The sequence below is a fragment of the Clostridium tarantellae genome, assembly GCF_009295725.1.
Lineage (GTDB): Bacteria > Bacillota > Clostridia > Clostridiales > Clostridiaceae > Sarcina > Sarcina tarantellae.
Genome location: NZ_WHJC01000556.1, coordinates 1 through 939 on the forward strand (window position 1 = coordinate 1; position 939 = coordinate 939).

At 27.2% G+C, this 939-nt stretch carries 2 protein-coding genes; both read left to right on the forward strand.

Annotation, left to right across the window (positions count from 1 at the left end; all coding sequences use genetic code 11):
• A partial coding sequence (locus GBZ86_RS16320) for an HK97 family phage prohead protease (protein WP_152892418.1) occupies window positions 1-467 on the forward strand: 467 nt, incomplete at its 5' end.
• A 101-nt stretch (window positions 468-568) separates the two neighbouring features.
• Window positions 569-730: a zinc-ribbon domain-containing protein gene (locus GBZ86_RS16325; protein ID WP_152892420.1), complete on the forward strand. Its 162-nt coding sequence runs from the start codon at window positions 569-571 to the stop codon at window positions 728-730.
• Window positions 731-939 lie beyond the last annotated feature (209 nt).

Sequence of the window (939 nt, forward strand, 5' to 3'; positions counted from 1 at the left end):
TTATGCTTATTAATCATGATTGGAATAAGGTAGTAGGAAGAACGGATTCAAACTTAGTTTTAGAAGAAGATTCTAATGGATTAAGATTTGAATTAACAGTACCTAATACCACAGATGGTAATGATTTATTAGAAAATGTAAGACTAGGACTTATTAAAGGTTGTAGTTTTGGATTTAATATAGTAGATCAAAAAACTAGATGGGATGATGATTGGACCTTTTATAGAGATATAACAGAGGTGGAACTTTTTGAGGTAACAGCCACTCCTATTCCTGCCTATGGAGATACAGAAATAAATTGTCGTTCAGAGCTTTCAAGTATTTCTATAAAGGATATAAGGGAAAAAGAAAGAAAAGCATCAGAAGAAATTAAAGAAAAAAGAGAAGAAGAAAAAGAAAATAAAAGTAAAATAAATAAAAGGAATGCTGAATTATTATCAGCTTTTTTTAATTCTTTAGGGAAATAATAAAACAAGAAATAAATAAAAATTTTTAAATTATGAATATTTTTTCTTAATTAGAGTATCCTTATCAATAGGAAAACTTTAATTTAAGGAGGAATATTAAAATGGCAGATAAAATATTAACATGTAAAGATTGTGGTGCAGAATTCGTATTTAGTGAGAGAGAGCAAGAGTTCTACAAAGAAAAAGGATTCGACAATGAACCAGCAAGATGTGCTGAATGTAGAAGAGCAAAAAAAGCAGAAAGAAATAACAATAGAAGATAATTAATTTGTATATTAAAAACTGTAAGTTAACTTATGGTTTTTTTTTATGCATTTAAATAGATGGAGGAATGAATAATGGCAATAAAAAATTTAGATAATAATACAAATGAAATAAGAGCACAAATAACAGAAGCATTAAAGGAAGATAATGAGGGAGCTATTACAGAAGCTTTAGTAAGAATGGCTGAAAATATTCAAAGCAATATTTT

What these genes read in the sequence shown, in the direction of transcription:
- GBZ86_RS16325 (WP_152892420.1), top strand. Translation starts at nt 569, where the DNA reads ATGGCAGATAAAATATTAACATGTAAAGATTGTGGTGCAGAATTCGTA.